Consider the following 26,173-nt stretch of genomic DNA (forward strand, 5'->3'; position numbering starts at 1 on the left):
TTAGGTTATTTAATTCCTTATAAAATCACTAACTTCGCAACACCTCAATTAATAAAACTTAAATAATGAATAAAGAAGTAGTAATAGTAAGCGCTGCGAGGACTCCGATAGGAAGTTTTTTAGGCAGCTTATCCACAATTCCTGCTACAAAATTAGGCTCGGTAGCAATAAAAGGAGCCCTCGAAAAGATAAACCTGAAACCAGAGATGGTAGAGGAAGTTTTAATGGGTAATGTAGTTCAGGCAGGTGTAGGACAGGCTCCTGCAAGACAGGCTGCTCTTGGTGCAGGAATTCCAGATACGGTTCCATGTACTACGGTAAATAAAGTTTGTGCAAGCGGAATGAAAGCAGTAATGCAGGGAGCTCAGTCTATCATGCTTGGAGATACTTCTATTGTTGTAGCCGGAGGTATGGAAAATATGAGCCTTATCCCGCATTACTTGCATCTAAGAAAAGGACAGAAGTTCGGCCCAGCCAGTATGGAAGACGGGATGCAGAAAGATGGCCTGGTAGATGCTTACGACCATAATGCAATGGGAGTTTGTGCCGACCTGTGTGCGTCTGAACATAACTTCTCTCGTGAAGATCAGGATAAATTTGCCATCCAGTCCTATGAAAGATCGGCAAAAGCATGGAAAGAAGGTAAATTCGATAATGAAGTTGTTCCTGTTGAAGTGCCTCAGAGAAAAGGTGACCCCGTGATCGTAAAAGAAGATGAGGAATACAAGAATGTTAGAATGGATAAGATATCTTCTTTAAGACCGGCTTTCTCAAAAGAAGGTACCGTTACGGCTGCCAATGCCTCAACTATTAATGATGGTGCCGGAGCTGTGGTATTGATGAGCAGGGAAAAAGCAGATGAATTAGGCATTAAGCCTTTAGCTACCATTAGAAGTTATGCCGATGCTGCCACAGAGCCGAAATGGTTCACTACAGCGCCTTCAAAAGCTCTTCCAAAAGCGATCGCAAAGGCTGAGATAAAAATGGAAGAAGTAGATTTCTTTGAATTTAATGAAGCTTTCTCGGTAGTAGGTCTTGCGAACATGAAAATTTTAGGATTAAACGATAAAAATACCAATGTGAACGGTGGTGCTGTTTCTCTTGGGCATCCACTTGGATGCAGCGGTGTAAGAATACTTATAACCTTACTGAATGTCCTTGAACAGAACAATGCCCGCATTGGTGCAGCTGCTATATGTAATGGAGGGGGTGGAGCATCAGCCATGGTAATAGAACGCAATGCCTAAAATTGAATAAAAGTTAATGCAATACGGTATTTGCCATTTAAGTATAGTACCGCTAAGAGCTACGTCGTCTCACGAGAGTGAGATGACTTCTCAGCTCTTATATGGTGAACATTTCAAGATCCTGGAAGAAAGGGCTCATTGGAGCAGGATAAGAAATGCGTTCGACGGATTTGAAGCCTGGATAGATAAGAAACAGTACAGGAAGATCGAAGAGGAAGAATATTATTCTCTTGAAGATACAAGTTATCGGCTTTCAGCTGACCTTATAGAATACATCACAGACGACAGTGGTTTGCTTATGCCAGTGGCCCTGGGTTCGGTGGTAAATTTCAGTCCAAATCTGGCTCATAAATTTGAAGGAGAAGTTATTACTTCAGACAAAGCCACCAAAGAAAAAATCGTTGAAACTGCTCTTCTCTATCTTAATTCACCTCACATTTGGGGTGGAAAAACCCCTTTTGGAATAGACTGCAGTGGTTTTACTCAAATGGTTTATAAACTAAATGGTGAAAAAATTAAAAGGAGTGCTGCTGAACAGGCAAAACAGGGAGAGGCTTTAAGCTTCATTGAAGAGAGTGAACCGGGCGATCTTGCATTTTTTGACGACAATGAAGGTGTCATTAATCATGTTGGTATCATTATGCAGGACAACTACATAATCCATGTAGACGGCTGCGTAAGAATAGACCGTATAGATCACTCAGGAATTTTCAATGCACAACTGCGAAAGCATACCCATAAACTAAGGGTAATCAAAAAGATAATTTGATAAGTAAGGTTTTAATAAATAAAAAAACCCGCTGAAATTCAGCGGGTTTTTTTATTATCTCTTTAACTAAGATTATTGATTAAGCTTAGCTTTCATTTCATCTACTTTTTCCTGATTTCCAAGATTCGAGTAAATATTCATTGCAGTTTTGATCGCATCGGTATTATTAGGATCAATTTCAATGGCTTTCTCTAGAATCGGCACTACTTCTTTATAAAGATCTTTTCTTTTAGCATCCAGTTCTTCGTAACGCTCATTGTCAGCCTTACTCATTCCAAGACCATTCATTTCATCAATAATTTCTCTTTCCTTGGCCAGAATAGCAGCAACCTTATTAATCCTTGCGTTATTCATTTCCTCATCAATCTCAAGAGCCTTATTGTAAAATTCAACGGCTTTTTCATTATCACCATTTTCAGCGTACATCAAACCAATGTTATTCATGGTATCTGCATCATTAGGGTCTTTTTCAGCAAGCTCTTCAAGAATTGTTCTTGCTTTCTCTTTTTCGCCCATTTGATAATACATGTTGGCTTCTGCCTTTAGAAGGCTCATATCGTCAGGATTGGTGGCTTTAGCTTTATCCATGGCTGCAACAGCCTTATCATATTCCTTCTGGCTGATATAAATTCTGGCGATTAGCTGAGCTATATCACCTTTCTTAGAAGGAATCTCTCTCACTGCAGGATCTTTATACTGGTCAGTTTTCACCATAAGATCTCTTTGTTCTTTAGATCCAAATGCTTCTACTTCCCCGGTTTCTACATTCACAGCTACGAATTCCTTTCCAGAACCATCATAATCCATCTCGTTCAACATCTCAAGATATTCAACAGCTTTAGCATAATCCTGAGCCTGAACAAGGTTATTGGCAGCATAATAAAGATAGATAGTATCTTTTTGGCTTAACTCATAGCTGGCATAAAGTTTTTCTGCTGCAGACGCGAATTCTTCTTTATTCTGATCATCTATAGCACTTTGAATAAGATTGTTCTTCAAAGCCATCAAACTTTCAGCGGCGTCATCATTTCCCATTTCGGCTGCTTTCTGAAATGCTTCGGCTGCTATCTTAAGGTCGGCAGCAGAAGCATTACCGGCTCCCATGTATGCCTTACCTTTATAGAAATAGAAATTCTCTGTCCATTTATCATTTAGTTCACCTAGATTTTGTTCGGCTATTTTAAGCTGAGCTTTTGCTTCTGCATAATTGCCATCATCAAGGGCGTCTTCTGCATTTTTTACCTGATCTTTCTGGGCAAAAACTGTCATAGAAAAAAGCGACAGACCCAGCACAAAAATATTAGTTTTCATTGTTGTTTTGGTTTTAGTTTTTTATTCCTCACTATCATCTGCAATAGTTGTGCCATTCGCCGGTTCTTCACCACCTATAGGCTTTTCGGCGTCTTCCATACTTTCCACATCGTCCTCGTCATGTAACACTTTGGCCACGGCAGCGATAGCATCATTACCTTTAAGATTGATAAGTCTAACTCCCTGAGTTGCACGACCCATCACTCTAAGATCTTCAACAGCCATTCGTATAGCTATACCGGATTTATTAATAATCATCAGGTCATCCTTATCGGTAACATTTTTAATCGCGACAAGTTGTCCGGTCTTTTCGGTAACAGAAATAGTCTTCACTCCTTTTCCTCCACGGTTGGTGATACGATAATCCTCAAGACTTGAACGTTTTCCGTATCCATTTTCAGAAACTACCAGGATATCAGAATCAAACTCATTAACAGAAACCATTCCTACTACCTCGTCATTATCATCAGCAAGGGTAATACCTCTAACACCAGAAGCATTTCTTCCCATAGGTCTGGTCTTGCTTTCTTCAAACCGTATAGCTTTTCCGCTTTTCACTGCAAGCATTACCTGAGAGTTTCCTGTCGTAAGTTTTGCTTCCAGTAGTTCGTCTCCTTCCTTAATGGTAATTGCGTTAATACCATTAGTTCTTGGACGGGAGTATCTTTCAAGCCTGGTCTTTTTCACCTGACCTTTCTTAGTGGCCATGATCACAAAGTGATTGTTGACATATTCCTCATCCTTGAGGTCCTGAGTACAGATGAAAGCGTTTACTTTATCTTCCGGCTCAATATTAATAAGATTCTGAATTGCCCTTCCTTTTGAGGCTTTACTTCCTTCCGGAATTTCATAAACTCTCATCCAGTAACATTTACCATTCTGAGTGAAGAATAACATGTACTGGTGATTAGTTCCAACAAAAAGATATTCCAGGAAGTCCTCATTCCTTGTGGTGGAACCTTTCTGTCCCACTCCTCCTCTATTCTGCTTTTTATATTCGCTTAAGGAAGTTCTTTTAATATAGCCCGCATGAGAAATAGTGATAACAACTCTTTCATCAGGGATCATATCTTCAATGCTCAGATCTCCTCCAGAGTATTCAATTTCAGAACGTCTTTCATCACCATATTTTTCTTTTACTTCTATAAGTTCATCTTTGATCACTTCCATTCTACGCTCCTTACGGGCAAGAATATCTTCAAGATCTTCTATAGTCTTCAATATCTCTTCATATTCAGCTCTTAACTTGTCCTGTTCAAGACCGGTAAGCTGTCTCAACCTCATTTCTACGATAGCCTTAGCCTGAACTTCGGTAAGCTCGAAACGCTCCATCAATTTCTCCCTGGCTTCTTCAGCATTAGAAGATGCACGGATAAGCGCTATAACTTCATCAATATTATCTGAAGCAATGATAAGTCCTTCAAGGATATGAGCACGGTCTTTAGCTTTTTTAAGCTCAAATTCCGTTCTGCGAACCACAACATCATGCCTGTGTTCAACGAAGTGATAAATAAGGTCCTTCAGGTTAAGCATCTCAGGTCTTCCATTCACAAGTGCAATATTATTTACACTAAAAGAAGACTGGAGTGCAGTATGTTTAAATAAGGTATTTAGAACAATATTAGGAATCGCATCTCTTTTAAGCTGGTATACGATACGCATACCATTACGGTCTGATTCATCCCTTATAAGACTAATTCCATCAATTTTCTTCTCATTGACAAGATCGGCTGTTTTCTTGATCATATCTGCCTTGTTCACCTGGTAAGGAATTTCGGTAACAACAAGGTATTCTCTACCATTGATCTCTTCCATATGAGATTTGGCACGCATAACGATACGACCTCTTCCTGTTTTAAAGGCTTCTTTTACGCCATCATAGCCATAGATAATTCCCCCTGTTGGAAAATCGGGCGCTTTGATATGCTCAATGAGCTCATCTATTTCAATATCATTATTGTCAATATAGGCTACAGTCCCATCAATAACTTCTGAGAGGTTGTGTGGAGGCATATTAGTAGCCATACCTACCGCGATACCGCTTGCACCGTTTACCAGCAAATTTGGAACCCTGGTGGGAAGCACCACAGGTTCACTCAGTGAATCATCAAAGTTCAACTGGGTGTCAACAGTCTCTTTATCAATATCGGCAAGCATATCTTCACTGATCTTGCGCATACGTGCTTCTGTATAACGCATCGCTGCCGGACTGTCACCATCTACAGATCCGTAGTTACCCTGACCATCTACCAGCATATATCTCATACTCCATTCCTGGGCCATTCTAACCATGGTATCATATACCGATGAATCTCCGTGCGGGTGATACTTACCTAATACCTCTCCTACTATTCTAGCCGATTTCTTATAGGCTCTGTTAGAAAGAACCCCAAGTTCGTACATCCCGTACAAAACCCTCCTGTGAACCGGTTTTAAACCGTCACGCACATCTGGTAAGGCACGTGACACAATGACCGACATCGAATAATCGATATAGGCCGATTTCATTTCATCTTCAATGTTGATAGGAATTAGCTTTTCTCCTTCAGCCATATTTTAAAGTTTAATTTATCTCTATAAAAATCTAAGGGGCAATTTACATATTTTATCCCTTTTTAAGCGGATTCGGCATAGCATTAGCCCTATTTTTATTAACAAATTTTTATTGTGATTTGGTTAATAAGTTCACTATTTTACACTTTGAAAATTGAAAGTAATTTTGTCAATTAGCTACTAACTCCCTATTAGGTACAGTTTTTGACCAAATTCGAGTGAAAACAACTTTGAGAAAGGAAGATAAAATGGATGATAATTTTTCACCAAGAGTAAAAGATGTAATTGCTTACAGTAAAGAGGAAGCATTAAGGCTTGGCCACGATTTTATCGGGACAGAGCACCTTATGCTTGGCTTGCTGAGAGATGGAGACGGAAAAGCTATAGAAATACTCAATGCACTTGAAATAGATCTTAGTCATTTAAGACGTAAAGTCGAGATTCTAAGCCCTGCGAATCCGAATACGGTTACAATTAATAATGAGAAAAGAAACCTGCATTTGACCAGGCAGGCAGAGCGTGCTTTGAAAACAACTTTTCTGGAAGCTAAACTTTTTCAGAGCTCCTCTATAAATACTGCTCACTTGCTGCTATGCATTTTGAGAAACGAAAATGATCCCACCACTAAATTGCTGAACAAATTGAAAATAGATTACGATGGAGTAAAAGATCAGTTTAAATATATGATCGCAAGCGACGAAGATGATTTCTCTGACAGTCCATCAGCAGAATCTTTTTCAGATGATGACGGTGGTGACGAGACCACCAGGGAAAATCCATTCAGTAGTAGTGGAGGAACTGGAAAGACTTCTAAAAAATCCAAGACTCCCGTTCTGGATAACTTCGGAAGAGACCTTACTGCTCTTGCCGAATTGGATAAACTGGATCCGGTTGTTGGAAGAGAAAAGGAAATCGAAAGGGTTTCTCAAATCCTTAGCCGAAGAAAGAAGAACAATCCATTATTAATAGGAGAACCTGGGGTTGGTAAATCGGCCATTGCCGAAGGCCTTGCACTAAGGATTGTAAAACGCAAAGTTTCCAGAATTCTTTTTGACAAAAGGGTTGTGACGCTTGATCTTGCAAGCCTTGTTGCCGGAACTAAATACCGTGGTCAGTTCGAGGAAAGAATGAAAGCGGTTATGAACGAGCTTGAAAAGAATGATGATATCATACTTTTCATAGATGAAATTCATACCATAGTTGGAGCTGGTGGAGCAACAGGAAGCCTGGATGCCAGCAATATGTTCAAACCTGCTCTGGCAAGAGGAGAAATTCAATGTATAGGAGCTACTACTCTGGATGAGTACAGGCAGTACATTGAAAAAGATGGTGCCCTTGAAAGAAGGTTCCAAAAGGTGATCGTTGAACCTACTACGGTTGAAGAGACCATCGAGATCCTTAATAACATTAAGAACAAATACGAAGAGCATCATAACGTGGCTTACACAGATGAAGCAATCCATGCTTGTGTAAAACTCACAAACAGGTATATGACAGACCGTTTCCTTCCAGACAAAGCTATTGACGCCCTGGATGAAGCAGGTTCAAGAGTTCATATCACAAATATTGATGTTCCAAAGCAGATCCTTGACCTGGAGAGAAAACTTGAAGAAGTTCGGGAGAACAAAAATTCTGTGGTTAAAAAGCAGAAATATGAAGAGGCTGCCAAATTGAGGGATGACGAGAAGAATCTTGAAAAAGAATTGAGCCTTGCACAGGAAAAATGGGAAGAAGAATCTAAGAAACACAAGGAAACAGTTTCAGAGGAAAATGTTGCCGATGTGGTTTCAATGATGACCGGTATCCCAGTTAACAGAATCGCTCAAACCGAAAGCAATAAACTTGTAGAATTACCTACAAAAATTAAAGGTAAGGTCATCGGTCAGGATGAAGCTGTTGGTAAAGTTGTGAAAGCTATCCAGCGTAACAGGGCCGGATTAAAAGATCCCAACAAACCTATTGGATCTTTTATTTTCCTAGGTCAAACAGGAGTGGGTAAAACCCAGCTTGCAAAAGTACTTGCCCGCGAATTATTCGATAATGAAGATGCCCTTATTAGGATAGATATGAGCGAATACATGGAAAAATTCGCTGTTTCCAGACTAATAGGTGCACCTCCAGGATATGTTGGTTATGAAGAAGGTGGACAGCTAACAGAAAAAGTTAGAAGAAAACCTTACGCAGTTGTGCTTCTGGACGAGGTAGAAAAAGCTCATCCAGACGTTTTCAACATGTTGCTTCAGGTTCTTGATGATGGATATCTTACTGACAGTCTTGGAAGGAAGATCGATTTCAGAAATACCATCATTATCATGACTTCGAATATCGGAGCAAGAAAGCTTAAGGATTTTGGTCAGGGAGTTGGATTTGGAACTGCCGCCAAGAAATCGCAGGCTGATGATAATACCAGAAGTGTGATTGAAAATGCTCTTAAAAAAGCATTTGCACCTGAATTCCTGAACCGTATTGATGATGTAGTGATCTTTAACAGCCTTGAAAGAGACGATATTCATAAGATCATTGACATTGAGCTTGCAAAATTGTTCGAGAGAATTCATGGACTCGGCTATGATCTTAGCCTTACTGATAAAGCTAAAGACTTTATTGCCGAGAAAGGATTTGATAAGCAATACGGAGCCCGTCCTCTGAACAGAGCCATCCAGAAATATATTGAAGATGCTCTTGCAGAAGAGATCATTACATCCAAGCTCAAAGAAGGCGATAGAATTGTGATGGATCTGGATGAAGAAAAAAATGAATTAACTATTGATATTAAAAAATCAGTAAAAGAAACTGAATCTTAAATAGTTACATAATTATAATAAAAAAGCCGCTCCGAAAGAAGCGGCTTTTTTAATATAATTTTTTTTACAATTGTTCAATTTGCTCTAAATTAGTCGGCCTAAGCCCCTGCAAAATGCCTACTGAAAAAATTGATCTTGACTTTGGACAGGTCACTATTCATGAGAATATCCTTATTGCCAAACTTAACGAAGGTGTGTTGTTTGACGTTGAAAACAACAAAAAACTACTGGCACTCGGCAAGCAATTCTTTAGAGATAAAAATTACGGTTATATTTCCCACAGGGTAAATTCCTACGCCGTAGATCCAATGGTCTATTTTGAATCGGCAAATACGCAAAACTTAAAGGCTATAGCGGTAGTCAGCGAAAATGAAATGACGCGTCGCAATGCCGATCAGGTTGAAAGAAAGTTTTATAAAGGCAGCAATTCCTTTGAAGTCTTTCAAACACTTGAAGAAGCTGTTCAATGGATCAAAACAAAGATCTAATCTGCAAAATCTTCTACCTCAAAATTCTCTATAAATTCTTTAGCTTTCTTTATGTAAGGCGCCATAGTTCTGTCTTCGGTAAGAACCGGCACAGTTTTCCTGAAAGCCTCCAGAACCTCATTTAATTTCCCTGAAGTCTTTGCTGGCTCCCTGAAATGAATCGCCTGCGAAGCATTGAAAAGTTCAATTGCCAGTACAGTATTCAGATTTTCAACCACTTTTAGAAGTTTGGTAGCACTGTTCGCTCCCATACTTACATGATCTTCCTGACCATTTGATGAGACTATCGAATCTATGGAAGCCGGACTCGACAATTGCTTATTCTGGCTTACGATACTAGCCGCTGTATATTGTGGGATCATGAACCCGCTATTAAGTCCGGGGTTTTCAACAAGAAAATTAGGAAGACCTCTTAAACCTGACACCAGTTGAAATGTTCTTCTTTCAGAGATATTGGCGAGTTCTGAAAGGGCTATTGCCAGGTAATCCAAGCCTAGTGCCAGCGGCTGACCATGGAAATTCCCTCCCGAAATGATCTTATCGGCTTCAATAAAAATATTGGGATTATCTGTCACCGAATTTATTTCGGTCTTTACTGTTTTTCTCACAAAAGACAACGTGTCTTTAGATGCTCCATGAACCTGAGGTATACATCTAAAAGAATAAGGATCCTGCACATTTTCTTTTTCGGTCTGGGCAATTTCACTTCCTTCAAGAAAAGTTCTAATTCTTTCAGCTGTTTTTATCTGTCCCCTGTGAGGTCTCACCATATGTACAAGTTCATCAAATGGTGAAAGGTTACAATCAAAAGCATCAATGGAGATCGCTCCAATAAGATCGGCCATAAAGGATAGCTTATAAGCCTTTAGCAAAGCATAAACGGCATGAGCACTCATAAACTGGGTTCCGTTAAGTAGAGCCAAACCTTCCTTGCTTTGGAGCTTAACTGGCTCCCAGCCTTTCATATCAAGCAATTCTTTACCTGTGATCACTTTATCTTCAAAATAGACCTCCCCATCGCCTATTAAGGGTAAAGCCAAATGTGCTAACGGTGCAAGATCACCGGATGCACCCAGGGATCCCTGTTCGTATACCACCGGCAGTATATCTTCATTATAAAAATCGATAAGCCTTTCTACTGTTTGCAATGCCACGCCCGAGTTCCCATAACTGAGAGACTGGATCTTTAGGAGTAACATGAGCTTAACAACAGGTTTCGAAACTAAGTCACCCGTTCCGCAGGCATGTGACCTTACCAGGTTTTCCTGAAGTTCGGTAAGTTTTTCTGAGGTAATCTTTACATTGCAAAGAGCTCCAAATCCTGTATTGATCCCATAAACAGGAGTGTCACTCTCCTTGATCTTATTATCCAGGTATCTTCTGGATTTTTCAATGTTTAATCTGGATTCATCACTTAGAGCTAATTTCTTTCCGGTTTTAAGTAGGTCATGAATAACTTCAATATCTAAAACTGCAGAACTTATATAATGATGACTTTGCATTTTATTGGTTTGGTTTTATGGAATGCAAAAATCTTACTTCAAAAATAAGATTCCAAATAATATGAGACTTAAATAAGGATATTTTCAATAATTCCTGATCAGTTTTCCTGATCTTTCATTTCCCGGCTGAAAAGATCTTTGACAGCTCTTCCAATATTTGCTGCGATATCTCCTGCCATTACCCCTTCATAACCCAGCTCTCTGGAGGAAATATCCCCGGAGAGTCCATGAAGAAAAACTCCCAGAACGGCCGCCACCACCGGCTCGTATGACTGCCCGATAAGCGATGTAATAACTCCGGAAAGCACATCACCACTTCCGGCAGTAGCCATACCAGGATTCCCAGAATTATTTATAAAGATCTCCTCCCGGTTAATGGTAAAAGTATGAGCTCCTTTAATTACCACAACAACCTTATGTTTTTTGCTGAAAGCTTTTACCATTTCCAGTTTATGAAAATCGTCTTTCCACTCCCCTATCAGTCTTTTTAATTCCCCTGGGTGTGGAGTTAGTACCGAGTTTTCCGGAAGAAGGCCCAAAAGTTCCATATTAGCAGAAAGAATATTGAGACCATCAGCATCAATTACTACTGGAGAATCTGAAGTCTCCAGCAACTTTTTCAGGGCTTGTACAGATTTTTTATCGGTTCCTGCGCCCATCCCAAAACATACAACATCAGCATCAAAATCTTCAGGGTAATCGCTTACCATATCATTTTCAGGATCTGTAAGCACCATAGCTTCGGGAAGCCCTGTTTGAATGATCTCATATCCGCATTTTGGTATATATAAACTACACAATCCAGAGCCAGTCCTCAAGGCTGCAGTAGCAGTAAGAAGCACACTTCCCATTTTCCCATAACTACCTCCGGCTATCAAAACATGGCCATAATCACCTTTATGCGAATTCTTTTTTCTTTGCTTATAAAGCGGCAGTACCGAATCCTTATTTATAAGATAAGTTTTAGTTGAAAGACCTGCCAGGAACTCCCTGTCCAGACCTATATCTATTATCTGCAGATCACCGACATAATCCATGGTTTCCGGAAGAAAAAATACAAGCTTGGGAGCCTGAAAGCTCAGAGTATAATCAGCTTCTATTATCGCAGCCTTCTCCCCGGGCACCTTATCAGAAAACAATCCGCTGGGCATATCAACAGAAAGAGTGAAGGCCTGGGAATCGTTCATGTGCTTCACAAGTTTCGCCACCCAACCTTCAATAGGACGGTTAAGACCTATTCCAAAAATTGCATCAATCAGAAAGTCACCGGTATCTATATCGGGAAAATCGTTTTCTTTTTTTATGAGTTTAGGCCAGTCATTTGTAACTTCTTTTAACCTTTCATAATTGCTTAGAAAGTCATCAGATCTTTTATCGCTATAGTTCACCACATATACAGTCACGTGATAACCATGCTGAATTAAATGGCGAGCCACTACCAGACCATCACCGCCATTATTTCCTATTCCACAAAAGATCTTAACAGGGATAGGAGCGCCCTGCAGCCTCTTGTGAATTTCATTAAAAACAAGAGTAGCGGCCCTCTCCATTAATTTTTCTGAAGTTATACCCTGCTTTTCAATACTTATCTTATCGGCTTCCGAAAGTTGTTCTGCAGAAAGTATTTTCATAGGAATTGTTTCATTTTTGGTCTCTCTCAAAGATAAACTTATAGAATGAATTCGCATAATATCCCATAAAAAGCCTAAATAAATATTGTATTCATTCCGAATTGAATAAATTTGGGCAAATTTTTGAAAAAAATGAAAGAAATAGCCCTGTCTGGAAAGCATAAAGAACTTAACGCCAAAATGGTTCCCTTTGCCGGTTTTAATATGCCGGTCTCTTACGAAGGTGTGAATATTGAGCATGAAACAGTAAGAGAAAAGCTTGGAGTATTTGATGTATCACATATGGGGGAATTCCTCATATCGGGAGAAAATGCCCTGGAGCTAATTCAAAAAATAAGTTCTAATGATGCCTCCAAACTGGTGGATGGTAAGGCACAGTATTCCTGTATGCCAAATCATGATGGTGGAATTGTAGACGATCTTATCATATACAGGATCGATGCAGAGAAATATCTTCTGGTTGTAAATGCTTCAAACATTGAAAAAGACTGGAACTGGATCGCGCAGCATAATACCATGGAAGCTACCATGCGCGATATGAGCGACGAAATGTCCCTTCTTGCCATTCAGGGTCCGAAAGCAGCAGAGGCGATGCAATCTCTAACCGATATAGAACTTGATAATATGAAGTTCTACACTTTTGAAGTGGGAACTTTTGCCAATGTGGATAAAGTGATAGTTTCGGCAACAGGCTATACCGGTAGTGGTGGTTTTGAAATCTATTTCAGAAATGAGGATGCAGAGCAGATCTGGGATTCGGTAATGGAAGCTGGAAAGGATTTCGGAATCAAACCAATAGGTCTTGCCGCAAGAGACACACTTCGTTTGGAAATGGGGTACTGCCTCTACGGAAATGATATTGACGAAACTACATCACCTATTGAAGCTGGTCTTGGATGGATCACAAAATTCACTAAAGACTTCATCAATAGTGAAGCCTTGAAGCAGGAAAAAGAAAACGGGCCAAAGCGCAAATTGATTGCCTTTGAACTGGATGAAAGAGGAATTCCACGTCAGGGATATGACATTGTTGACGAGAATGGTAAGAAAATTGGAGAAGTAACATCGGGCACCATGTCTCCTTCCCTTGAAAAAGGAATAGGTTTAGGATATGTACCGACAGAGATCGCAGGTGTGGGAAATAAAATTTTTATTCAGATAAGAAAAAAAGCTGTTCCTGCGACTCAGGTAAAACTGCCCTTTTATAAAGGCTAATTTATTTGAAAAGGATACTCATTTTAGGAGCAAGCGGATTTATAGGCAACGCCTTATATAAAGAGCTATGCTCCTATTTTGATACCCATGGTACCTACCGGACAGAGAATGGATCCTTCAGCAGCAACCATCAGTTCCATCATTTTGATATGGAAACTGAAAATATCGAGATCCTTCTTGAGAATTTAAAGCCCGATGTGATAATATCCTCCCTGAGAGGAAATTTTGATGCGCAGGTTGTCACACATTTTGCTATAATCAATCACATTCTTAGGCACAACAGCAAACTTATCTTCATAAGTTCTGCTAATGTATTTGATGCCTTTACCAATTACCCGTCTTACGAATATGATAAGACTTTAAGTCAAAGTATATATGGACGCTTTAAGATCAAAATAGAAAACGCCTTATTAAGACTACCTAACCATCAGTATAATATTGTAAGACTACCGATGGTCTTTGGAAAATTGACTCCCCGAATAAAAGAGATAAAAACCATACTTGATTTAGGCGAACCACTGGAGGTTTTCCCCAATGTGGTGATTAATGCAACCGAGATTCAAAAGGTAACCCAACAGATACATTATATAATCAACAGGAACAGGCAGGGAGTTTTCCACCTGGGAAGTTCAGACTTAATCCATCAAAAGGACTTTATTGAAGAGATCTGCGAAGGACTGGGTTATCAGAATCCACTTTTCAAAAATGTATATGATTCTAATTATGACAGATTTCTGGCGGTTCTTCCCAAAGACAACAAACTACCTAAAAACCTGGAAATAACAATTAGTCAGGTTGTGGAAGCTTCCACGAAGAAATAGCTGTTAATCTTATATTAAAGCGGGGGTATCCCCTATATTTTCAAGGCTTAATTTCTAAATTTAATAAAACCGAAAAACTCAAACTGATGAAAAAATTAAGTGAAGACGAAATTCAGGATAAATTGAAGGATCTGGAAGGCTGGACCTATGCAAAAAAAGCGATCCACACCTCCTTTCAATTTGAGAACTTTAAAGAAGCCTTTACGGTGATGACCCGTATCGCTTTTGAAGCAGAAGCTCAACAGCATCATCCCAACTGGGGAAATGTCTACAATCAACTTGAGATCTCATTATCTACACATGATGCCGATGGTGTTACAGAAAAAGATTTTAAACTGGCAAGGTCAATCGAAGAAATAGTTGATCCTTCAAATTAGAAATTGCTCTATACATCATACAGGCTCCTGATATTTTTCAAGAAATATTAGGAGCTTTTTTTATACTTTTGCCCGAATATTATTTTAATCTACCATGGGAAGAGCATTTGAATTTCGCAAAGCACGTAAAATGAAACGTTGGTCAGCTATGGCCAAGGCATTTACCAGAATAGGAAAAGACATCGTAATGGCTGTTAAGGAAGGTGGTCCAGACCCTGACACCAACGCGAAGTTACGTGCGGTGATTCAGAACGCCAAGAGCGTTAACATGCCTAAGGATAATATTGAACGGGCTATTAAGCGTGCTTCCGATAAATCTCAGGGTGATTATAAAATAGTTCTTTTCGAAGGCTATGCACCACATGGGATCGCTGTACTGGTAGAGACCGCCACAGATAATAACAATCGCACCGTGGCAAATATCCGTTCTCATTTCAATAAATGTGATGGTAATCTTGGAACATCAGGTTCAGTGGAGTTCATGTTCGATCACACCTGTAACTTCAGGATCAATGGCGATGGTATAGATCCAGAAGAACTCGAGTTGGAACTTATAGATTTTGGAGCCGAAGAGGTATTTGAAGATGAAGATGGCATCCATATCTATGCTCCTTTTCAATACTTTGGGAGTATTCAGAAAGAACTTGAAAATCGTGAGATAGAAATCATATCTTCAGGTTTTGAAAGGATCCCTCAGGTTACAAAAAGCCTGAATGAAGAACAGGCTGCCGATGTTGAGAAACTTTTAGAAAAGCTGGAAGAAGATGATGACGTACAAAACGTTTATCATACCATGGAAACTTCAGAAGAATAATCAGAAGTTTTCAGGGATCTTCCCCTCTACACCTTTATATAAATTCTGAATTTCAACCAGATCCTTTTCCAGATTCCCACTGGGATCAACTGGATTATGGATCGTAACCGTTTTCGTCCCGAAATCAAAAGCCACGGGAATAATGGGTACCCGAGCCTTTAAGGCTATGAAATAGAAACCGGTTTTCCATCTCTCTGTCTTTTTTCTGGTTCCTTCAGGTGACAAAGCCAGCCGAAAGATCTCATTCTTTTCAAACATCTCTGCAATGACATCCACTTTTTTCTGGTTTCCTGTTCGGTCTAAAGGAGATCCGCCTACCATCCTGAAATACCAGCCGAAGGGCGGCCTGAATAATTCTTTCTTAGCGACAAAATCTAAATGGATACCCATAATCTTTCTTACCAGTAATCCAATAAAAAAATCATAGGAACTTGTATGTGGAGCGACGATCACCACACATTTCTTTGTAGCAGGATCGAAGTTATTCTCCAGTTTCCAGCCTAAAATATTAAAAAAAATAAGCTTTGCCAGCCAGCGCATAATCAGTATTATTCGCGATGGTGCTTAGTAGACTCATGACCTTTCCTTCTTTTTCTTTCTTCCCTTAGCAGCGAAAGTTCACGTCCTGTTTGCCCCTTTACCGAAGTGTTTTCCTGAGCCCTACGCAGAAGGTATGGAACAACATCCCGAACCGGACCAAATGGCACCAGTTTTACAGCATTATAGCCTTTCCTTGCCAGGTTATAACTAATATGGTCACTCATGCCGTATAACTGACTAAACCATATTCTCTCATCATCAATGGAAAGACCTTTATCTTCAATTATCTGAAGTGCAAGATAACTGCTCACCTCATTATGAGTCCCAATAAATACCGAAATATCTTCCAGATGATTCAGGCAATAGGAAAGAACACTGTTGAAGTTAACATCTGTAGCCTCCTTGCTTTCACATATCGGAGTTGGATAACCCAGTTTCTTCGCACGGGCATTTTCCTTTTCCATGTAGGCTCCCCTAACTATTTTTGCCCCTACTTTAAAGCCTTCTTTTTTTCCTTTCTCGTGAAGGTCTTTTAAATAATCGAGACGATCCCATCTATAACACTGAAGCGTATTAAAAATAAGAACTTCCTCTTTGTTATATTTTCGCATCATCTCTTCCATAAGATCATCTGCTGCCGTTTGCATCCAGGTCTCTTCGGCATCTGCATATAATCTTACTTTTAATTCATGTGCTCGCTTACAAAGAATATCAACTCTCTTTTTTACTCGCTCCCACTCCTCTTTCTCTTCCTCAGTAAGACTTATCTTCTCACTAACTTTCTCCCAGATAGCAAACCTACCGATCCCGGTTGGCTTGAACATAGCGAAAGATATCTCGTCGCTTTCTTTAGCATATTCAACAAGGCTGAGCTTTTTCTCCATAGCAGCATCAAATTCAGCTTCGGTTTCCTTACCTTCTACTGAATAATCCAGTATACTGTGAAGATTCTCATCGTACATTTCTTTCGTCACAGGTTTGCAGTCTTCCTCGGTCACGCCTCCGCAAAACTGCTCAAAGATTGTCTTCTTAATAAGGGTCTCAACGGGGAGATGCAGCTTTAAAGAAATATTGGTTAAAAAAGTACCAGCTTTAACAATGGTTGGCCGGTTCATTAATCCGAAAAGGAAAAGTGCTCTGTCAAGTTCTGCATTTGATTTTAGCTTGAAGGCAGACTTAGTGTTATTGAAGATTTTTTTTCTTATCATGGTGTGGTAGTACTTACGGCAAATATAATTATTGAAACTTGAATTAATTAATATTTTCTCTTTAATTTCGGAGGCTTAAAACCTAGTAAAATGAATGATTTAACCGCTTCTTTGAATCCGGTTCTGTATGCTGAAAATGCCTACCAAAAGCTTAATGAGTTCCTTGTTGAAAATGACCCGTCAAGGATCTTTATTCTTGTAGACAGCAACACCCATGAACATTGTCTCGCGAAATTTATGCAGCAATTGGAAAACAGCCCTCAAACTGAAGTCATTGAGATAGAAGCCGGTGAAGAATACAAGAATCTGCAAACCTGTGAAGGCGTCTGGAATGCCCTTTCAGAACTGGAAGCCGATCGAAAAAGCCTTATGATAAACCTGGGAGGCGGTGTTGTGACCGATCTTGGTGGATTTGTTGCTTCCGCTTTTAAGCGCGGCATTCAGTTTATAAATATTCCTACCACTCTTCTGGCCATGGTAGACGCTTCGGTTGGAGGTAAAACCGGTGTGGACCTAGGGAATCTGAAAAACCAGATCGGGGTGATAAATCAACCGGAAATGGTATTGATAGACACTCAGTTCCTTTCAACCCTTCCGCAGGAGGAAATGAGGAGCGGACTCGCGGAAATATTGAAACACGGCCTTATCGCCAGTGAAACCTACTGGGAAAAAGTTTCGAAACTGGAAGATCTCGATCTTTCTGACCTCGAAGATATTATTAAAGAATCTGTAGACATCAAAAAGGAAATCGTCACTAAGGATCCGTTTGAAAAAAACCTGAGAAAAACGCTTAATTTTGGGCACACCCTTGGACATGCCATAGAATCTTACTGCCTTACTCATCCCGAAAAGAAAAGGCTATTGCACGGTGAAGCCATTGCCGCAGGAATGATCCTGGAGTCTTACATATCAACTGAATTACAGGATTTTCCGAAAGAAAAATTCGAAAAAATCAATAACGTGATCAAGAGCATCTACGGGAAGGAATCTTTTTCTGAAGATGATATTATTCAGATAAAGGAATTGATGAAATTTGACAAAAAGAATGAACGGGGTAATATCAATTTCGTATTACTTAAAGATATAGGCAGGCCGGTGATAGATATTGTGGTTCCTGACAACCTTATTAAAAATGCATTCGACTGGTATTTAAATAATTGATTTTTAACTTATTAAAAATTAAACATAAATAACTACAATGTTTTGTATGCAATTTATTTTTTTATTTATACTTGCATAAAGCATTCAAACTATGAAAAGGATAATCGTAGATTACAAAAAACTCACTCCCGAAATTCTTGGCCTGTTGGTTGAAAAATATCCAGATGGCTATGATGATGACCAGATTATTTCATTTAAAAATGCCAAAAATGAGACCGTAGATGCCGTAGAAGTGCGTACAGATGATACCGTGTATCTTGTAAAGGTTAGTACCCGACTGGAAAACACCATGGCGAATTTTGATGAGGATGACTACGATGATTCAGAATTCAATGATCCGATTGTTGAAATTCCCGAAAAAGGAGACGAAGACTCAGATGATGAGGACCTCGATAAATAAAAAAAGGAACGCGAATTGCGTTCCTTTCTTTTTCAATTCTTTCAGTGAGATTAAGCGTGTTGTAAATCATGCTTACCCTCTTTTATTTCCTCTATCACTTTTGCATTAAAAGCAGGAAGATCATCAGGATTTCTACTTGTTACAAGAGCTTCATCTACAATCACTTCTTCATCTACCCATAGAGCTCCGGCATTCTCAACATCTTTTCTTATTGAATTAAAAGAAGTCATAGTTCTACCTTTAACAACCTCCGCACTAATTAAAGTCCAGGGTGCATGACAAATTGCAGCTACAGGCTTACTTTGTTTAAAGAAGTCTCTTACAAATATGAGTACAGACTCTTCCCTTCTTAGCTTATCCGGATTTATTACACCTCCCGGAAGGACAAGTGCATTATAATCTTTAGCCGAAACTTCATCCAGTGAATAATCTACATCATATTCCTTTCCCCAGTCATTTTTATCCCAGGATTTAATCTTTCCTTTTTCAAGGCTCACAATATCAACTTTAAAACCTTCTTTCTCCATTGCTTGTTTAGGAGAAGAAAGTTCGCTTTCTTCGAAACCATGAGTGGCCAAAATTGCAATTCTCTTTTCCATAATAAAGTTTTATTTTTTTGAGTTCATTTAAATATAGCAAGCATTGAAGGCAATTTCTATTAAGGCCCTACTAAAAATAGAATGAATTAAGTTAAACCTTTATTAAGTTGAAGATTTGTCTTTATCTGACTTCTCTTCAATGTCGAGATGGGATTTGAGCCTGTCTATAATATGTTTCTCTTCCTTCAGTTCAACGCGTCTTTGCTCAAGTTTTTTCATTTCCTGGTAGATCGCCGGCTCTCCAAAACGATTTGGCTCGACCTTCTCTTTTTTAAGCAAAGCATACTGAACGGTAAATTCTGCGCCAAAGAAAAGAATCAAACAGGTATAATATACCCATAAAAGTATCAGGACTACTGAAGATGCTCCTCCGTAAACAGAAGCAGGCTCACTTTTTCCGAAATAGAAACTTATCACGAACTCCCCTATCAGGAAAAGTATCGTGGTTAGCGCAGCCCCCATATAGGTGGTTCTAAGCCTGATCTTTATATCAGGAAGCAATTTGAAAATCATCGCGAAGAGGGTGGTAATAAAGAAAAATGAAAGAGCGTAATTCGCGATAAACACCACAACTTCAGTTATATTAGGTAAAAACTGCTCTATCTTATCAGCTATTAGTCTTAGCACAGCAGATACTACCAGCGCGATCAAAAGAAGAAGACCTAATACCAGGACCATACCGAGGGATATTACCCGATCCAGCACCAGTCTCAGGAAATTGGTCCTTTTAGCTGCAACGTTCCAAATATTGTTCATCGCTATCTTAAGCTGAAAGAAAACTCCTGTGGCACCAAAGACCAGGATAGCCAGTCCAAAAACAACAGCCCAGGTAGATTCCTGGGAAAGTGCGGCATTCTCAATCATGTTTTCGATCGCATCAGCCGTCTCCTGGCCAATGAAACCGGATATTTCTCCCATTAACCTACCACGCACAGCTTCGCGGCCAAAAAAATAGCCAGCTATACTTACAACAATTATTAGAAGTGATGGAAGAGAGAAAAGCGCATAATAAGCAATAGTGGCACTTCGTGCATATGGCTCATTTTTGTTCCAGCTTATGTAGGATTTCTTTAAAAGTTTAAAAAATATTTTAATGGAATTCCACATTAAAGATATCTTTTACGAATGATATCTTTATGATGCAACGCATGCCCGGCCATTACAAATCCAATGGCGCGGGCCGTTGCAGTCATTTCATTCATGATCCCTTTTTGTGCCAGCATTTCATCGGTAAAACTTCTGAATAAATAAATGCCAGATTCTCTTACCTGTTTAAACTCCTCAATCAAGTTATCTGCTTCACGCTTTTCAGCGCCAGAATGAAGTACGTAGGAATCATGGTCGAAACCCGGCAGGGATTTACTTTCCTGTCTGGCAAAAGAAAGAGCCCTGTATTGAAATATGCGATCGGTATCTATAAGATGCTGAACCATTTCCAGAACACTCCATTTCCCCGCCGCATAGCTGTATCGCCATTTCTCAGCGGGAATGGACCTAAAAAACTGAACCATATCTTCAGTATTCTTCTTTAAGGTTCCAATTAGCTCAGCATCGTCAGGAATCAGGTTTATATAATTCCAGTAAAATTCGCCGATCTCATCTTTCTTTAGCTCTGACTTTTTCATATTAATTAAGCTGAATTTCTACTTGCATTAATATTTCCGTAAAGCGAACGGGTAACCATTTTCTCATAGGTTTCAAGTTTCTCACCGGCATTCTCGGAATTCTTGCTTAATTCCTGAACCTTTCTAAGTGCATGCTGTTGTATGGTAAGCAAAGGAAGAACGATACGTTCCCTTGCCTGGATGGATGCTCTCATTGCCGGCTGATTCTGCATTAGATAATTGTACCCCGTCACCTTCAATAACATCTTATTAGATCTTTCAAACTCTTCATGGATTAACTGCCAGAACTCACCAAAATCAGGGTCATTCTTCATATAGGCAGTTAAAGGGAAGAAAGATTTAGTAAGACTCATCATACTATTCTCAAGAAGGGTCCTGAAGAATTCAGAGTTTTCATAAAGCTGTCTTACCCTGTCAAATTCTCCTCTCTTCTCGAGTTCTTCCATTGCGGTCCCAACTCCAAAGAATCCTGGAACGTTCTGCTTTAACTGACTCCAGCTTCCTACAAATGGTATCGCTCTAAGATCAGAAAGATTTAATTCAGCAGATTTATTACGCTTAGATGGCCGGCTACCAATATTGGTCTTGGCATAATACTTAAGCGTGCTCATTTTTTCCAGGTAAGGAATGAATCTCGGATGCTTTTTGAAATCCATATAAGTGTTATAACTGATCTCAGCCAGCTCAGTCATTGTTTTCCTGTCCTCATCGCTCAGAATATTCTTACCATCACTAAAGATCTCATTCGAAACTCCTGAGCTTAATAGCTGCTCAAGGTTATAGGTACATGAATCCTTGGTTCCAAAATTAGAACTAATCGTTTGTCCCTGAACGGTAACCTGGATCTCCTCATTTTCTATGGTAGGTCCTAAAGAAGCATAGAACTGGTGAGTTTTTCCACCTCCTCTTGCAGGTGGTCCTCCTCTACCATCAAAAAAGACAACTTTGATTCCATACTCTCTCGAAATTTTAGTCAGAGCTTCCTTTGCCTTATAAATACTCCAATTTGCCATTAAGTAACCACCGTCTTTGGTTCCATCACTAAATCCTAGCATAATGGTCTGCTTGTTACCTCTTCGCTCGAGATGCTCCTTATATACAGGATTCGTATAAAGTTTTTCCATCACATTGTGAGCATCCTGAAGGTCTGGAACTGTTTCAAATAGAGGGATCACATCAACACTTGGCTTCTCCCAGCCGCACATTCTTAAAAACGCGAATGGCTGAAGAACTCCCTGAACACTTCCACAGTTACTTATTATATAGCGGTTGGCTCCAGGTTCTCCACTCTTCTCCTGTATCTCCTGCATGGCATAGATAGAAGAAATAGTGGCTTTTCCCATACCTTCCTCAAAGTCTTCAGGATCCAGTTTACCCTGCACATTACTAAGCAGCTCAATTTGTTTATCATTGTCCAGATCTCCAAAATCTGCGGGAAGCAGTTTATCTCCTTTGGAAGTCACTTCAACCACTTCTTTTAAGACATCCTGGTGAATCCCGGAATCCTGACGTATATCGAGAGTAGCGAAATGGTAACCAAAAAGGTTTACCTTATTCAGCATATCATCAACTTCATCCAAGAATAATGATTGATGATCTCTAACGAGTATATCTTTGATATCATGAAGTTTAGACTTAAAATCTTCAAGCGGAAGTTTAACTTCTCCGGTTTTAGAAATTGCTGAATCATACAGGCCTTTTTCCAGTTCGCCCATCAACTCATTTACCCCTCTAAAGGTGAGTCTTCTCTTCAATTTTCTAATGTCCCTGTAGTAATTTAGAAATATGGTTCTTCTCAAGCGTTTCGCCACACGCAGGGTTATTTCGGTTGTCACAAAAGGATTCCCGTCACGGTCACCACCAGGCCAAAACCCAAGATTAATAACCTGATTTCCTATATCTTCCCCATCAAAGATATTTTGCTGAAGATAATTATGAATTTTACTGGCGCTTTGATAAAAAACATTCTCAAAATACCAGATCAGGTTTACCGCCTCATCGTATGGAGTAGGCTTCTCTTTTTTAAAGAAAGGGGTTTTCCCTAGTTGGGCAAGCAATTGCTTGATCTTGGTGAGATCGTTCTTCTGAATCGCTTTATCAAGATCGGTAATTATCCCCAGTACGCTGCCTGGATAGAACTGAGTAGGGTGTGCGGTTAAAGTAGGACGCACTTTAAACCGTCTTAAATACTCCTTTAGTTCACTAATTTTTTGCTTGGCTTCCGCCTCTTCTTTTACACTTCTAAGAGTTCCGCGGCCATCCATATTATTTACGATGGGAAAAGAAGCATCTTCAATAGCGTCAAAAAGAACTACCTGTCTTTCTATATATTGGATAAAGCGAAATAACAGATCTATCTTATCCTCTTCGGAAGGCTCTTCGCCATATTTATCAAAAAAACGTTCTACTATTTCAGAAGGATTCTTATTCTCCTTAAAACCTGTTTCACAAATTTCCTGAAATAGCGGTAATAGAGCACCGGTTCTTCTAATCTCGTCATAAGGCAGGGTCAGGAAAATACTGTTGTATACCTGATACTTCGCGAGTACATTGTCATTAAATCTATCTAATCTTGGTTCTCTGTGCATAATTAAATTTTAGGGTATTCAGATTCATTTAAAATTATAAAAAAACCCTTTAAACAAAACAGTCTAAAGGGCCTTTAATAAAAGTTTAGGACTGTTTTACATGTCTTTAAAAATAGAATGCATCAGCCGTTTTTTATCATTAATACTTTCTTCTAAAGAAATCATAGTTTCGGTACGATAAATACCTTCAATATCATCTAACTGGAAAATAACTTCCTTCGCATGCTGGGTATTTCTCGCTCTAATTTTACAGAAGACATTAAATTTCCCGGTAGTAACATGAGCTACAGTTACATATGGAATCTCATTTATTCTTTCAAGAACAAATTTAGTTTGGGAAGTACTTTTTAAGAATATACCTACATATGCAATAAATGCGTACCCAAGCTTTTTATAATCCAGGGTCAGTGAGGATCCTATGATAATCCCTGCTTCCTCCATTTTCTTCACCCTAACATGAACAGTACCTGCTGAAATTAGCAGTTTTTTAGCGATATCGGTAAATGGAGTCCTTGTATTCTCGATAAGCATATCAAGAATCTGGTGGTCGGTTTCGTCTAATTTGAACTTGGCCATCTTTAAACTTCTTTTTTAATGAAGTTCAAAATTAAGACAAAATCATTGAATTATTGACAATTTATTTGATAATTATCCATATTTAACCTGCAATTCTGCAGTATTTAAGAAAATTTTATTAACTATAACGTTTTCGACAACTTTTTCCTCACCTAAAAGTCTGAGTTTTCTTCTTCCCCCGTCTACCTCTCGATGCCCAAACTTCTCTATATTTTTAGCGATCTTTTCAATAACCGGCTGGAATTCGATTTTAGCATCAAGTAATATTTCTTTAAACTGAATACTTACATCCTTTAACTCACTATCCACCTCCACATTCCTTATAATAATATCATTGAATAGCTTTTGATTTTCAGGAATTTTAAAATAATCCTCATAATTCGACCCGGGATCGTTTCTCGATGCGATCTGATACAAACAGGACAGCAGGGCCCTGAAAACATATTTCCTCACCGCTTCTCGCTCATAATCATCAGGAAAGTGCCCTGCCTCAAACAGTAAGGTTGGTGTAGAAAGATTTTGAAATGTATCGCCCGCACAATTTATATTGAAGGCATCGTCATACCTCCCTATCTGTTCAGGTAATTGAGCTTTCAGGTCTTCAGCAATTCCAGCAATCAGACCCATGCTTTTTTTACGAAACCCATCTATACTCCTTTCTTTATCCTTTGAAGGAGTTAAAAAGGAAAGGGTAGCCGGCTTAGGTTTATTACCGGCGCTAAAAATAGTTCTCTGGTCATGAAGGTTTAAACAGAAGTCTGGACCGATCAAATCATATTGCATCTTAAGAATCCTACTTTCTGGCTGACTTAAATTTTGAAGATCCCTGTTAAGATCTACCAAATTAGCATTTACTCGTGTATATTCCTGAGCTCCATCTGGATTGAGCATGGGAATTATATACAGACTGCAGCTTTTTAATATTAAGGAGAACACTTCATTGGAGACATCTTCTTTAAAAGCATTTAACAGATCCACTACAGCTTTGGTGGTTGTAGATTCATTTCCGTGCATTTGAGACCAGGCCAGAACTTTTATTTTACCCGATCCAAGTTTATACATATAGACAGGTCTCTCCTGAACAGATCTTCCAATTTCTGTTATTTCAAAATATTTTTCAAAACTCTCATTTACTAATTCGATATCCGAAATAGTAAGATACCTACCAGTAATTCCATCGAACTTTATCCTGGAATACCAGCTATCTCCAAACAGATCTTTAAGCGCTTCATTTTTCATGTTTACAAAACTAAACATTGTAAATTTTACAAATGTAAACACCGGGACACATAATTTATGTATACAGTTGTAAACAAGCTGATGCCTATGTAATCAACTTTAATAGGAAAAATTCCTATGCGATATATTTTTACATGTTTATATTTGTTTTTTAGTTGTTTAAGTATATTTATTTAAAGTGTTTATTTGATATATTTGTGATAGTTTACAAATGTAACAGGTTTGATTTGAAAATATTATTTACATTTGTAAATCAGTAAACTTCTTAATTTGTGTTACAATGGTAAACACTGAAAAATTCGCTGCCCGGCTCAATAAAATCCTCGATTATTATGATTTATCTGCCGCTTCATTCGCAGATAAAATCGAAGTGGGGCGCTCTTCTATCTCCCATATTCTTTCCGGAAGAAATAAGCCAAGTCTCGATTTTGTTATGAAAATTGTAAAGAATTTTCCTGAGGTTGAACTCTACTGGTTGCTAAATGGAAAAGGAAAGTTTCCAGCGGTTGAGGAAACTTCTGAAAAAACCGAAGACATATTTATCGATAAACCGAGAACGGAAAAAACTTCAGAACCCATCCCGAATATAAATCCATCTAATGAGAGTTCTTCCCTGCCTTTGGGTACTTCAGGTAAAAAAATTCAAAGGATAGTAATATTTTATTCGGATGGCAGTTTTGATGCATTTGAAAATTGATTATCCCA

23 protein-coding genes are annotated in these 26,173 nt (G+C 39.0%); 11 read left to right on the top strand and 12 right to left on the bottom strand.

Features of this window, described 5'->3' with window-relative positions:
* Positions 1–65: 65 nt before the first annotated feature.
* Together NE848_RS12480 and NE848_RS12485 are read left to right on the top strand one after the other, a co-directional pair.
* Positions 66–1,247: an acetyl-CoA C-acyltransferase gene (locus tag NE848_RS12480; protein WP_252114067.1), complete on the top strand. Its 1,182-nt coding sequence runs from the start codon at positions 66–68 to the stop codon at positions 1,245–1,247.
* A 16-nt stretch (positions 1,248–1,263) separates the two neighbouring features.
* On the top strand, positions 1,264–2,016 hold the full coding sequence (locus NE848_RS12485) for a C40 family peptidase (RefSeq protein ID WP_252114069.1): 753 nt from the start codon (positions 1,264–1,266) through the stop codon (positions 2,014–2,016).
* Between the two features lie 72 nt (positions 2,017–2,088).
* Here NE848_RS12485 and NE848_RS12490 read toward each other — a convergent pair whose 3' ends face one another.
* On the bottom strand, positions 2,089–3,327 hold the full coding sequence (locus tag NE848_RS12490; protein WP_252114071.1) for a tetratricopeptide repeat protein: 1,239 nt from the start codon (positions 3,325–3,327) through the stop codon (positions 2,089–2,091).
* Positions 3,328–3,348: 21 nt separating this feature from the next.
* Positions 3,349–5,880, bottom strand: a complete 2,532-nt coding sequence (gyrA, locus tag NE848_RS12495) for a DNA gyrase subunit A (protein WP_252114074.1) — start codon at positions 5,878–5,880, stop codon at positions 3,349–3,351.
* Between the two features lie 248 nt (positions 5,881–6,128).
* On the opposite strand from gyrA, the gene NE848_RS12500 reads away from it, so the two are divergent.
* Positions 6,129–8,684, top strand: coding sequence for an ATP-dependent Clp protease ATP-binding subunit (locus NE848_RS12500; RefSeq protein ID WP_252114473.1), 2,556 nt, complete (start codon positions 6,129–6,131; stop codon positions 8,682–8,684).
* Between the two features lie 113 nt (positions 8,685–8,797).
* Positions 8,798–9,172: a DUF7793 family protein gene (locus tag NE848_RS12505; RefSeq protein ID WP_252114076.1), complete on the top strand. Its 375-nt coding sequence runs from the start codon at positions 8,798–8,800 to the stop codon at positions 9,170–9,172.
* On the opposite strand, the gene hutH is transcribed toward NE848_RS12505, so the two are convergent.
* Positions 9,169–10,674: a histidine ammonia-lyase gene (hutH, locus tag NE848_RS12510; RefSeq protein ID WP_252114079.1), complete on the bottom strand. Its 1,506-nt coding sequence runs from the start codon at positions 10,672–10,674 to the stop codon at positions 9,169–9,171. The genes NE848_RS12505 and hutH overlap by 4 nt on opposite strands.
* A gap of 98 nt (positions 10,675–10,772) precedes the next feature.
* Positions 10,773–12,305 carry an NAD(P)H-hydrate dehydratase gene (locus NE848_RS12515; protein ID WP_252114081.1) on the bottom strand — a complete coding sequence of 511 codons (1,533 nt, stop codon included), beginning with the start codon at positions 12,303–12,305 and terminating at the stop codon, positions 10,773–10,775.
* Between the two features lie 132 nt (positions 12,306–12,437).
* Here NE848_RS12515 and gcvT point away from each other — a divergent pair, with 132 nt between their 5' ends.
* From gcvT to NE848_RS12535, 4 genes are all read left to right on the top strand, one after another.
* The gene (gene gcvT, locus NE848_RS12520; RefSeq protein ID WP_252114083.1) at positions 12,438–13,520 is read left to right on the top strand and encodes a glycine cleavage system aminomethyltransferase GcvT; all 1,083 of its coding nucleotides are present in this window, start codon (positions 12,438–12,440) and stop codon (positions 13,518–13,520) included.
* Between the two features lie 5 nt (positions 13,521–13,525).
* The gene (locus NE848_RS12525) at positions 13,526–14,341 is read left to right on the top strand and encodes a sugar nucleotide-binding protein (RefSeq protein ID WP_252114085.1); all 816 of its coding nucleotides are present in this window, start codon (positions 13,526–13,528) and stop codon (positions 14,339–14,341) included.
* Between the two features lie 86 nt (positions 14,342–14,427).
* Entirely contained in the window at positions 14,428–14,718 is a 291-nt protein-coding gene (locus tag NE848_RS12530; RefSeq protein ID WP_252114087.1) for a 4a-hydroxytetrahydrobiopterin dehydratase, read from the top strand.
* 94 nt (positions 14,719–14,812) lie between these two features.
* On the top strand, positions 14,813–15,532 hold the full coding sequence (locus NE848_RS12535) for a YebC/PmpR family DNA-binding transcriptional regulator (RefSeq protein ID WP_252114089.1): 720 nt from the start codon (positions 14,813–14,815) through the stop codon (positions 15,530–15,532).
* On the opposite strand, the gene NE848_RS12540 is transcribed toward NE848_RS12535, so the two are convergent.
* A complete protein-coding gene (locus NE848_RS12540; protein ID WP_252114091.1) occupies positions 15,533–16,072 on the bottom strand; it encodes a 1-acyl-sn-glycerol-3-phosphate acyltransferase in 540 nt (179 codons plus the stop codon).
* 8 nt (positions 16,073–16,080) lie between these two features.
* On the bottom strand, positions 16,081–17,280 hold the full coding sequence (locus NE848_RS12545; RefSeq protein WP_252114094.1) for a proline dehydrogenase family protein: 1,200 nt from the start codon (positions 17,278–17,280) through the stop codon (positions 16,081–16,083).
* A gap of 90 nt (positions 17,281–17,370) precedes the next feature.
* Between NE848_RS12545 and aroB the strand changes: the two genes are divergently transcribed.
* Both aroB and NE848_RS12555 read left to right on the top strand, forming a co-directional pair.
* A complete protein-coding gene (gene aroB, locus NE848_RS12550; protein WP_252114096.1) occupies positions 17,371–18,441 on the top strand; it encodes a 3-dehydroquinate synthase in 1,071 nt (356 codons plus the stop codon).
* A gap of 91 nt (positions 18,442–18,532) precedes the next feature.
* The gene (locus tag NE848_RS12555; RefSeq protein WP_252114098.1) at positions 18,533–18,841 is read left to right on the top strand and encodes a hypothetical protein; all 309 of its coding nucleotides are present in this window, start codon (positions 18,533–18,535) and stop codon (positions 18,839–18,841) included.
* 50 nt (positions 18,842–18,891) lie between these two features.
* On the opposite strand, the gene NE848_RS12560 is transcribed toward NE848_RS12555, so the two are convergent.
* From NE848_RS12560 to NE848_RS12585, 6 genes are all read right to left on the bottom strand, one after another.
* Complete coding sequence (locus NE848_RS12560; protein WP_252114100.1) at positions 18,892–19,440, bottom strand: type 1 glutamine amidotransferase domain-containing protein; 549 nt, start codon at positions 19,438–19,440, stop codon at positions 18,892–18,894.
* A gap of 102 nt (positions 19,441–19,542) precedes the next feature.
* The gene (locus NE848_RS12565) at positions 19,543–20,547 is read right to left on the bottom strand and encodes a YihY/virulence factor BrkB family protein (RefSeq protein ID WP_252114102.1); all 1,005 of its coding nucleotides are present in this window, start codon (positions 20,545–20,547) and stop codon (positions 19,543–19,545) included.
* Positions 20,547–21,065 carry a DinB family protein gene (locus NE848_RS12570; protein WP_252114104.1) on the bottom strand — a complete coding sequence of 173 codons (519 nt, stop codon included), beginning with the start codon at positions 21,063–21,065 and terminating at the stop codon, positions 20,547–20,549. The genes NE848_RS12565 and NE848_RS12570 overlap by 1 nt, the downstream gene beginning before the upstream one ends.
* Positions 21,066–21,070: 5 nt before the next feature.
* A complete protein-coding gene (locus tag NE848_RS12575) occupies positions 21,071–23,653 on the bottom strand; it encodes a phosphoenolpyruvate carboxylase (RefSeq protein WP_252114106.1) in 2,583 nt (860 codons plus the stop codon).
* 96 nt (positions 23,654–23,749) lie between these two features.
* Positions 23,750–24,229 (bottom strand): Lrp/AsnC family transcriptional regulator, encoded by a 480-nt coding sequence (locus NE848_RS12580; protein WP_252114108.1) that lies wholly within the window; start codon positions 24,227–24,229, stop codon positions 23,750–23,752.
* Between the two features lie 72 nt (positions 24,230–24,301).
* The gene (locus tag NE848_RS12585) at positions 24,302–25,468 is read right to left on the bottom strand and encodes a M14 family zinc carboxypeptidase (RefSeq protein ID WP_252114110.1); all 1,167 of its coding nucleotides are present in this window, start codon (positions 25,466–25,468) and stop codon (positions 24,302–24,304) included.
* Between the two features lie 280 nt (positions 25,469–25,748).
* Here NE848_RS12585 and NE848_RS12590 point away from each other — a divergent pair, with 280 nt between their 5' ends.
* Complete coding sequence (locus NE848_RS12590; RefSeq protein WP_252114112.1) at positions 25,749–26,165, top strand: helix-turn-helix domain-containing protein; 417 nt, start codon at positions 25,749–25,751, stop codon at positions 26,163–26,165.
* The last annotated feature ends 8 nt before the right edge of the window (positions 26,166–26,173 follow it).

Source organism: Gramella jeungdoensis, assembly GCF_023805255.1.
Taxonomy (GTDB): domain Bacteria; phylum Bacteroidota; class Bacteroidia; order Flavobacteriales; family Flavobacteriaceae; genus Christiangramia; species Christiangramia jeungdoensis.

Bases quoted from the DNA above. Each gene is read 5' to 3' on its own strand.
- NE848_RS12480 (WP_252114067.1), top strand. From the start codon at position 66: ATGAATAAAGAAGTAGTAATAGTAAGCGCTGCGAGGACTCCGATAGGA.
- NE848_RS12485 (WP_252114069.1), top strand. From the start codon at position 1,264: ATGCAATACGGTATTTGCCATTTAAGTATAGTACCGCTAAGAGCTACG.
- NE848_RS12490 (WP_252114071.1), bottom strand. From the start codon at position 3,327: ATGAAAACTAATATTTTTGTGCTGGGTCTGTCGCTTTTTTCTATGACA.
- gyrA (WP_252114074.1), bottom strand. From the start codon at position 5,880: ATGGCTGAAGGAGAAAAGCTAATTCCTATCAACATTGAAGATGAAATG.
- NE848_RS12500 (WP_252114473.1), top strand. From the start codon at position 6,129: ATGGATGATAATTTTTCACCAAGAGTAAAAGATGTAATTGCTTACAGT.
- NE848_RS12505 (WP_252114076.1), top strand. From the start codon at position 8,798: ATGCCTACTGAAAAAATTGATCTTGACTTTGGACAGGTCACTATTCAT.
- hutH (WP_252114079.1), bottom strand. From the start codon at position 10,674: ATGCAAAGTCATCATTATATAAGTTCTGCAGTTTTAGATATTGAAGTT.
- NE848_RS12515 (WP_252114081.1), bottom strand. From the start codon at position 12,305: ATGAAAATACTTTCTGCAGAACAACTTTCGGAAGCCGATAAGATAAGT.
- gcvT (WP_252114083.1), top strand. From the start codon at position 12,438: ATGAAAGAAATAGCCCTGTCTGGAAAGCATAAAGAACTTAACGCCAAA.
- NE848_RS12530 (WP_252114087.1), top strand. From the start codon at position 14,428: ATGAAAAAATTAAGTGAAGACGAAATTCAGGATAAATTGAAGGATCTG.
- NE848_RS12535 (WP_252114089.1), top strand. From the start codon at position 14,813: ATGGGAAGAGCATTTGAATTTCGCAAAGCACGTAAAATGAAACGTTGG.
- NE848_RS12540 (WP_252114091.1), bottom strand. From the start codon at position 16,072: ATGCGCTGGCTGGCAAAGCTTATTTTTTTTAATATTTTAGGCTGGAAA.
- NE848_RS12545 (WP_252114094.1), bottom strand. From the start codon at position 17,280: ATGATAAGAAAAAAAATCTTCAATAACACTAAGTCTGCCTTCAAGCTA.
- aroB (WP_252114096.1), top strand. From the start codon at position 17,371: ATGAATGATTTAACCGCTTCTTTGAATCCGGTTCTGTATGCTGAAAAT.
- NE848_RS12555 (WP_252114098.1), top strand. From the start codon at position 18,533: ATGAAAAGGATAATCGTAGATTACAAAAAACTCACTCCCGAAATTCTT.
- NE848_RS12560 (WP_252114100.1), bottom strand. From the start codon at position 19,440: ATGGAAAAGAGAATTGCAATTTTGGCCACTCATGGTTTCGAAGAAAGC.
- NE848_RS12565 (WP_252114102.1), bottom strand. From the start codon at position 20,547: ATGTGGAATTCCATTAAAATATTTTTTAAACTTTTAAAGAAATCCTAC.
- NE848_RS12570 (WP_252114104.1), bottom strand. From the start codon at position 21,065: ATGAAAAAGTCAGAGCTAAAGAAAGATGAGATCGGCGAATTTTACTGG.
- NE848_RS12575 (WP_252114106.1), bottom strand. From the start codon at position 23,653: ATGCACAGAGAACCAAGATTAGATAGATTTAATGACAATGTACTCGCG.
- NE848_RS12580 (WP_252114108.1), bottom strand. From the start codon at position 24,229: ATGGCCAAGTTCAAATTAGACGAAACCGACCACCAGATTCTTGATATG.
- NE848_RS12585 (WP_252114110.1), bottom strand. From the start codon at position 25,468: ATGAAAAATGAAGCGCTTAAAGATCTGTTTGGAGATAGCTGGTATTCC.
- NE848_RS12590 (WP_252114112.1), top strand. From the start codon at position 25,749: ATGGTAAACACTGAAAAATTCGCTGCCCGGCTCAATAAAATCCTCGAT.